This window comes from Prevotella sp. C561 (genome assembly GCF_000224595.1).
GTDB classification, from domain to species: domain Bacteria; phylum Bacteroidota; class Bacteroidia; order Bacteroidales; family Bacteroidaceae; genus Prevotella; species Prevotella jejuni.
Map to the genome: position 1 here is coordinate 122,096 of NZ_JH114139.1, position 7,808 is coordinate 129,903.

General features: G+C 46.4%; 6 protein-coding genes and 2 tRNA genes. 1 reads left to right on the forward strand and 7 read right to left on the reverse strand.

Annotated elements, in window-relative coordinates:
• The first annotated feature begins 1,445 nt into the window (after nt 1-1,445).
• Nucleotides 1,446-2,753 carry a Fic family protein gene (locus tag HMPREF0666_RS00355; protein WP_042855846.1) on the forward strand — a complete coding sequence of 436 codons (1,308 nt, stop codon included), beginning with the start codon at nt 1,446-1,448 and terminating at the stop codon, nt 2,751-2,753.
• Nucleotides 2,754-3,198: 445 nt separating this feature from the next.
• Here the strand turns inward: HMPREF0666_RS00355 and HMPREF0666_RS00360 are convergent.
• The 7 genes from HMPREF0666_RS00360 to HMPREF0666_RS00390 all read right to left on the reverse strand — a co-directional run bounded on the left by HMPREF0666_RS00360 (nt 3,199) and on the right by HMPREF0666_RS00390 (nt 7,179).
• Nucleotides 3,199-3,272 (reverse strand) — tRNA-Asp (locus HMPREF0666_RS00360).
• Nucleotides 3,273-3,295: 23 nt separating this feature from the next.
• A tRNA-Asp gene (locus HMPREF0666_RS00365) sits at nt 3,296-3,369 on the reverse strand.
• Nucleotides 3,370-3,721: 352 nt separating this feature from the next.
• Nucleotides 3,722-4,240, reverse strand: a complete 519-nt coding sequence (locus HMPREF0666_RS00370; RefSeq protein ID WP_042855784.1) for a GNAT family N-acetyltransferase — start codon at nt 4,238-4,240, stop codon at nt 3,722-3,724.
• Between the two features lie 3 nt (nt 4,241-4,243).
• Entirely contained in the window at nt 4,244-5,446 is a 1,203-nt protein-coding gene (locus HMPREF0666_RS00375) for a glycosyltransferase family 2 protein (RefSeq protein WP_009010273.1), read from the reverse strand.
• Nucleotides 5,447-5,899: a hypothetical protein gene (locus tag HMPREF0666_RS00380; RefSeq protein ID WP_009010274.1), complete on the reverse strand. Its 453-nt coding sequence runs from the start codon at nt 5,897-5,899 to the stop codon at nt 5,447-5,449. It abuts the gene before it with no gap.
• Nucleotides 5,900-5,907: 8 nt separating this feature from the next.
• Nucleotides 5,908-6,516 (reverse strand): recombination mediator RecR, encoded by a 609-nt coding sequence (gene recR, locus HMPREF0666_RS00385; RefSeq protein WP_009010275.1) that lies wholly within the window; start codon nt 6,514-6,516, stop codon nt 5,908-5,910.
• 168 nt (nt 6,517-6,684) lie between these two features.
• Nucleotides 6,685-7,179 carry a membrane protein gene (locus tag HMPREF0666_RS00390; protein ID WP_042855786.1) on the reverse strand — a complete coding sequence of 165 codons (495 nt, stop codon included), beginning with the start codon at nt 7,177-7,179 and terminating at the stop codon, nt 6,685-6,687.
• Nucleotides 7,180-7,808: the final 629 nt, after the last annotated feature.

Below are 7,808 nucleotides of genomic sequence, written 5' to 3' on the forward strand. Positions count from 1 at the left end.
TAACACGTTAACAAGTTAACGAGTCTGCCATAGGGCCTGCTGTGACAGAGTAAAGTAAGACAAAGTAACATGCGGACGTGTATCGGCAGACAAGGGAATAGTTAGACAGAGTAACAAAGGAACGGAGATTAGTAACACGTTAACAAGTTAACGAGTCTGCCATGGGCCTGCTGTGACAGAGTAAAAGTAAGACAAAGTAACATGTGGACGTGCTACAAGTTGACAAGTTGACCTGTTTGACGAGTTTACAAGTTGCTTGCGAAAAAGTAAGAAAACATATTGAGATATTTTAGTTGACGAGTGAGTGAGTTTCTAAACTTGCTCGCTCGTTTTCTTTTAACTGCTTCTCATCAACATTATCTATTAACCCTTCTACTCGCAAACCCGTTTACTTGTCAACTTGAACACCCAAGCCATCAACCCACAAACCCGTTTACTCGTCTACTTTAACAGCCTCCTCACCCACACTATCAATTAACCTGTCAACTCGTAAACTCGTCTACTCGTCAACTGTACTCCCCCTTTTACAGAAATAGAAAAGCCTCTTCTCCATTCGAGAACATGCCCTTCTTGCATGCAGAACACGCCCTTCTTGGGGCAAGAAGGGCATGTTCTCAAACGCAACATATAACCACTTGATTTCTTGTGGGTTACAGTCTCAATTTTAAGGGATATCACACTGCCTTTTAGATGGTAATTCAATTGAATTTATGTAAGGCTATTTTACCGCCTTTCTAATTCCTCTAAAAGGTGGAAGTAATCATGGAGTAAGTTTTTGGGGAGTTTTTTCTCTCACGGAGCACACGGCGGCCCCTCCCCCTTCCCCTCCCCCGTAGGGAGGGGCGTAATATGTGAGGTTACCCCTATTGGCCTGCTAACACGGTTCTTGGGTAGTTTTTTCTCTCACAGAGCTCACAGAGTTCACTGAGCATTTTTGCGCACAGTTTCGAGCCCACAGAACGCCTCCGGCATACAGAGTTCACAGAGGCCTTTCAGCTATTATCATTACTAATAAGGGACATAACGAAGCCTACATCCTTTTTATAGGGGTATCTCGGTGATTACGCCCCTCCCTTTTGGGGAGGGGAAGGGGGAGGGGCCGCTATCTTTCTGACACCTGTGTGTTCTGTTCTTCTGTGTTCTCTGTGAGAAAAAATATGTCATTCTCTATTTGTCATTATGTCATTCTGTCTAAAAAAACAGACCTGTCTTCCTTTGTCATTATGTCATTCTGTCTTAAAAAAACCACCTGTCTCTATCCGTCCCTCTGTTATTCTGTCTTAAAAACAACCCCCTCTGTTACTCCTGTCCTCCTGTTACTCTGTCTTAAAGAATTACCCTGTCCCCTCTGTCTTACCCTTCTTTCCACTAAAAAACATGCAAATTCTTTCCAAAGTTTGCAGTATTGGAAAGAATTGATTAGCTTTGCAAATAAACAAGAAGGTATGGATATAGAAAAGGCACCACATATTAGTAAGGACGAGCTGGTAGCTGCTATGCTTCATCAACCAAGTCGGCAAGTGGGTGAAATGATTGACAAAATCAATGAGACCTTCGACTATTGGGATGCGGTTAAGTATAAGAAGTGTCCAGCCGATTGCTCACCTCAGCAGTTATGGACCCTTGTGAAAGGCGCAAGGAGCAGATGTTCTATAAGTATATGGGATAAGTATGACATTAGACTGAGCTTAACAAGCTCGATGCAGAGGATGTGCCACCTTATCGACCTATGCTGGGGTGGTAGTCAGGGAAGTAACTCCATCATTGATGCGAACAACAAAGAGCAGTATTTAGACAGCTCTTTGATAGAAGAGGCCATCTTCTCAAGTCAGATGGAGGGCGCCGCTACAACGAGGAGAGTGGCTAAGGAAATGCTCCAAAAGAAGATGACGCCGAGGGATAAGTCCCAACAGATGATCCATAACAACTACCAGACTATACAATATATAGTTGATCATAAGGATGCGTCACTGTCTACCGATCTACTATTACAGATACATCGTCTCATGACGAATAACACGATGCTTAACCCCGAGGATGCAGGACGCTTTAGGAGTAATGACGATGTTGTCGTGGAGAATGGCATCACACATGAGACGGTGCACACCCCTCCCTCTTATAAAGAGATTCCGCAGTTTATAGACGACCTCTGTGCGTTTTTCAACGACAAAAACCCTCAACAATTCATCCATCCGGTTATCCGTGGCATCGTAATCCATTTCATGATTTCATTTGTTCACCCTTTCGTTGATGGCAATGGCAGAACGGCAAGGGCGATGTTCTTTTGGTATATGCTAAGAGAGGGCTACTGGCTGACAGAATACCTGTCTATTTCAAGAGTCATCGCACGGTCGAAGAAAGCATATGAAAAGGCCTTCCTTTATACAGAGATAGACGGAATGGATATTGGATACTTCGTTGCATATCATCTAAAAGTATTGGAACAGTCATTCCAACAACTACAAACTTATATCAAGCGGAAGCAAGAGGAGAAGAAAGCGGCAAGTCTTTTCCTGCGCATGGGGAACTTTAATGAACGGCAAGCAGAGATTATCAAGCTCTTTGCTGATGAACCCTCTGCAATGGTGACCATCAAAGACTTAGAGGTTAAATTCGGTGTTAGTCCAACGACAGCCAAGTCGGATATCATCGGTCTGTTAGGTGAGAAGATTGTCTCGGAAATCTCATTAAACAAGGTGAAAAGGGCTTATATCAAAGGAGATGGCTTAGACGAATTACTCTCTAAAGTGTAGGAAGCATCGTTGTCAATTCTTTCCAATTCTGCAAACATTGGAAAGAATTGGATTACATGACGGCTTTATTCAACCTTCGTGAGGTGCCTTTTTCGTTCTGAACACGTTTTTCATAAAACTTGATTAGGGTCACCAATCCTTGAACCCTTTATCCGACAGCCATAAACAGGCACTCATCGGCATCGCATCAGGCGGTCGCCTCCGTTCTGAGGCAGTGTTCTGAAGAAGCTGTTAGGGGCTGAGTGCGATTCTACGCATACACCAGTTCATGCAAAGCCGGTGTGATGATTACAGCTACAAGCGGCTGTTGTCGGTTTCCACCCATGCCCTTCAATAGACAAGTGGATGGTGAATATTACTGTTATTAGGGCTGGGATCGATTCTATACATACAAGATTAAGACTCGAGAGGATACAAAAAACCTCGGTAAATACCGAGGTTTCAGCGGTGCGTACGAGACTCGAACTCGTGACCTCCTGCGTGACAGGCAGGCATTCTAACCAACTGAACTAACGCACCAAGCATTACAGAAGGGGTTTCAGCGGTGCGTACGAGACTCGAACTCGTGACCTCCTGCGTGACAGGCAGGCATTCTAACCAACTGAACTAACGCACCAAAATGAAAGCGTAAAAACCCTTTTTCTGTTTTGCGAGTGCAAAGGTAATAATAAAAATCTATACCACCAAAATTAATCAACGCTTTTTATATAAAAAGTTACAATACCTCTCTGCACTCATAACAACCATCGAGGAATATCCACTCCATAGATTGTCTCTTATCTGTAAAACGCTTTGATTGTAGACGCTTCAATATCCTCAAGCGCAATCAAGGCACTATATATAATAAGGTGAAACACTCCCGCGCTCTCGTATCAAGCCCCGAGGAATATACACGCTTCGATAGGCTCCCATCTAAAATGCCTTTGGATAGAAAGCTGATAAAACTCCGTAAGCGCAAATAAGGGGCCTTAGATAAACAGTTGCATTACCCTTGCATCCTTATAACGACCGTCGCAGAAGATCCACTCCTTCAGTATTGCGCCCTCTGTAAAACCAATTGAAAGGAGGCAGTGGTGGGACACCTCGTTATCAACATCGACCACTGCATAGATTTGTTTGAGGTGGAGCATGTTACGACTGTAGTCTGTCAGCATCTCAATGGCAGCCTGTGCGTAGCCCTGTCGGCGAAAGGCTTTCATGATGATGATGCCCATCTCCGCCCGTTGATGCTTCGGATCGAAGTCCACAAGGTCTATCACGCCCACCGTCTCCTGCTGTTCGTTCTCGATAATCAATCGCACCTGTCCATCGATATAGATATCGTTCTTCGCATCAGCAATATAGTTATGCAATGCGTAGCGACTGTAAGGAACATTCGTGGCACTGACATTCCAGAGGCTACGGTCGTTCTCTATGTGATAAAGCATATCGAGGTCTTCTGGCTCCATCGCCCTTAGTCTTACCCTCACGTGTCGTTTTTTTTCCATGTCTTAACCTCCTATTATCTCAGTCATGGTAATGACTCTATTGTCTTTTGGATGGTAGAATCCGATGTGAACATTGCTGATGGGCTGCCGTGCGAAGGCGTTTAAGATGTCTTGATAACGAAAGCGACTGGTGTCGTAGGCCACACAGTAGGGTTTACTCTGTCGTCCTATCTGTTGGAGTATTTCGTCATGAATCTTCATCAATTCATCTGCCCCGGCTATACGATACTCTGCTGTCAGCGCGTTGTCGGCTGCGAGTTGTTGGCAGGCAAGCGTCATCTCCTCACTTCCCACAAAGATATAACGAGGGTAAGTGCGGCTCTTTGCGGTGCGGAAGCCCAACTTCTTTCTCACAGCGTGGGCTGTGGTGCGCATCAGCGAGGCAAAGGCTTTCAGATAGATAGCCCCCTTGATGGGCAGTCGCCACAGTGCGTTCATACCGCCATAATGCTTGCGGAAGAAGATGAGCATGGCATCATAGAAGACGTGGACATATCGGAAGCTCGACTTCTGGGTGCTCTCTCCCTTGTAGTGGAGGATGCGCACGGGCAGATACCAGTTCTCGTAGCCGCCTTTGAGCAGTCGATAACTGAGGTCGACATCCTCGCCATACATAAAGAAATCCTCGTCTAAGAGGCCTATCTGGTCTAAGGCCGACTTGCGAAGGAAGCAGTAAGCACCGCTGACGACCTCTATCTGTCCTGCAACCTCCCATGAGAGACCCCCCATATAATAATGTGCAAAGCGACGACTCTGTGGGAAATGCTTACACAGACCGACCATCTTATAGAACGAGACCATCGGCGATGGTAGGCCACGACGGCTTTCTAAGGCTCGGCTACCACTGTCGTTAAGCATCTCAACACCGTGCCCGCCTGCCTTTGGATGGCTGTCCATAAAGTCGAGCGACGCACGGATAACATCCTCGCCCACAACGGTGTCGGGGTTTAAGAGGAGTATATACTCGCCCTGACTCTGCCTGATTGCGATGTTGTTACCCCCTGCAAAGCCTAAGTTATGAGCACTGGCAATGAAGCGCACAGCAGGGAAGCGGGGACGAAGATAGGCTATCGAACCATCACTCGAATGGTTGTCGACCACAAACACCTCGGCCTCTATGCCCTCCAAAGCACGCTGCAGACTCTCTAAACACTGCTCGAGATAGTATTTGACGTTATAGTTTACGATGATAACACTCAGTTTCATTTACTCGTGCTCAGGGTTGTCTAAGGAACATTCATGCTCGCATCGCTTCTTGCTGGGATAGACGAAGAAGAGACTCAACGCCAATATCACAGCGAGATAGAAGAAGCTCACGGCATCACCAAAGGCATAATAAAAGAAGATGTTGGCTATCATTGGCAGACAGAGTAGCATCAGACGGACGCTACCCCACACAAGGAGCTTACGACTGACATGGCTCTCATCCGACTGCAAGAGCGTCTGCACGTAGCCTATCTTGAAGAGGAAAAGGGCAAGAGGGATAGCGGCAAGGGTCAAGAGTTGCATCAGGAATTGCAGACTGACCATCTTTGCGCTCTCTACGTCGGCCCAGTTGCCTGGGAGGACAAGCCGAAGTTCGTACACTCCAATGATTATCAGCGTGATAATACACGCACCATAAAACTCCGAAAGGAGTATTTTTCTTGTTTTATCCATAGGTTTGTTTAAGATTCAAGCGGGGTGCGGTTTAGGATACTACGCCCTAAGGTCACCTCGTCAGTATATTCAAGTTCGTCGCCAACAGAGATGCCGCGTGCGATAACCGATAGTTTCACACCCGTCCCTCGCAGCTTGCGTGAGATATAGAAGTTGGTCGTGTCGCCCTCCATCGTACTGGCTAAGGCAAGGATAACCTCCTTCACTGTGCCGCCCTTGACGCGTTCTACGAGCGAGTCTATCTCTAAGTCGTTCGGACCAATGCCGTCCATCGGTGAGATAATACCGCCTAAGACGTGATAGAGGCCGTGGAACTGCTGGGTATTCTCTATCGCCATGACGTCTTGCACATTCTCGACTACGCAGACCACGGAGCCGTCGCGACGTGGATCGGAGCATATTCCGCAGACGTCATCATCGGAGATGTTATGGCATACCTTGCAATATTTCACGTCATGTCTGACCCTTACTACAGCATCGGCAAAGCCATCCACATCGGCAGCCGACTGTCGGAGCAAATGCAAAACAAGGCGTAGAGCGGTCTTACGCCCCACACCTGGCAACTGTGAGAAGGCCTCTACGGCCCGTTCTAAGAGTTGGGAAGGATACTGTTGCATGCTTTTGAACGATTCTCTCTGACCAGAGAGACGAAGGGAAGGAACTACCGTGGCAATCCGTTCCGCTGGTTTCTAATAGTCGTATCAGCCATCGGTCGACAAAGGATATACGCTCGGCCTATCCCCTGCCGACTGATGGCTATTCATCTTACAGGCTTGCCTATCTGCTTAATCGTCAAAGAGATAGATACCCAAACCTATCTTCAAACCAATCGTTGAATAGTCATGATCCTTAAACGACTGGTCGAAGTAGATAGCAGGCTCTATCGTCACCGAACGGTTAAGGAAGAAGGCATAACCCAACTCAATGCCTGGCATGAGGTCGTTATAACTGTGGTTGGCATGGAGCAGTTTCACACCAGCACCCAAGTAGAGGCCGTTCTGTGTGATGTAATAACGTCCACCAACTCCCACACTGATATGGTCGGCAACAGCCTCTGAGCCATTATGCACCGCATCGACATTAGCCAGTACCATCACATTGTCCCATGGGAAATAGCCCGCCTTAGCCTGTACGCCTAAGTTAATACCGTCCTGACCATTATAATGCAAGTCGAGTCCTGTCAGAGAAGCACCCAAATAGCCCTTCCCCTCTTGGAACTGTGCAGACGCACAAAGGCTTACCATCATTGCTGCAACGAGCAGCATACATCTTTTTATCATTCCTTTAATATGAATATAAGTTATACTTTAAGATTGACAAATAATTCTATTACGTTTCTGTCAACATTCTTAGACAAAGGTAAGGATAATATTTGGATAAAGGAAATAATTGACATTCTTTATAAAATAAGGTGGGGTGGGGGGTGGTGGGTGGTAGGTGATGGGTGGTGAGTGTTGATGATTAGCTTAGATGGGTGGTGGGTGATAGTTGGTGGGTGTTGGGTGATAGTTGTTAGGTGTTGATGATTAGCTTAGATGGGTGTTGGGTGATGGGTGTTAGGTGTTGATGATTAGCTAACGTTGGCTGTAAGGTTCTGTGATATCGGTTGACTTAATGTCTCTGTGAGCCTTTGTGTGTTCTGTTCTTCTGTGTTTTTCTGTGAGAAATAGAACATACCCACTCTATGAGATAACACACAAACAACTCGCTGGGGAGGTTTTTCTCTCAACCTGGGGAGGTTTTTTCTCTCACAGAGCGCACAGAGTTCACTGAGCCTTTTGGCGCACATTTCGAGCCCACAGAACGCCTTCGGCATACAGAGAACACAGAGCGTTTCAGCTATCGTAGATACCAATAAGGAGGCAAAAAGCAGCCTACATCCACCTAACATGGGTATCTCGGTGATTAC

What these genes read in the sequence shown, in the direction of transcription:
- HMPREF0666_RS00355 (WP_042855846.1), top strand. Translation starts at nt 1,446, where the DNA reads ATGGATATAGAAAAGGCACCACATATTAGTAAGGACGAGCTGGTAGCT.
- HMPREF0666_RS00370 (WP_042855784.1), bottom strand. Translation starts at nt 4,240, where the DNA reads ATGGAAAAAAAACGACACGTGAGGGTAAGACTAAGGGCGATGGAGCCA.
- HMPREF0666_RS00375 (WP_009010273.1), bottom strand. Translation starts at nt 5,446, where the DNA reads ATGAAACTGAGTGTTATCATCGTAAACTATAACGTCAAATACTATCTC.
- HMPREF0666_RS00380 (WP_009010274.1), bottom strand. Translation starts at nt 5,899, where the DNA reads ATGGATAAAACAAGAAAAATACTCCTTTCGGAGTTTTATGGTGCGTGT.
- recR (WP_009010275.1), bottom strand. Translation starts at nt 6,516, where the DNA reads ATGCAACAGTATCCTTCCCAACTCTTAGAACGGGCCGTAGAGGCCTTC.
- HMPREF0666_RS00390 (WP_042855786.1), bottom strand. Translation starts at nt 7,179, where the DNA reads ATGATAAAAAGATGTATGCTGCTCGTTGCAGCAATGATGGTAAGCCTT.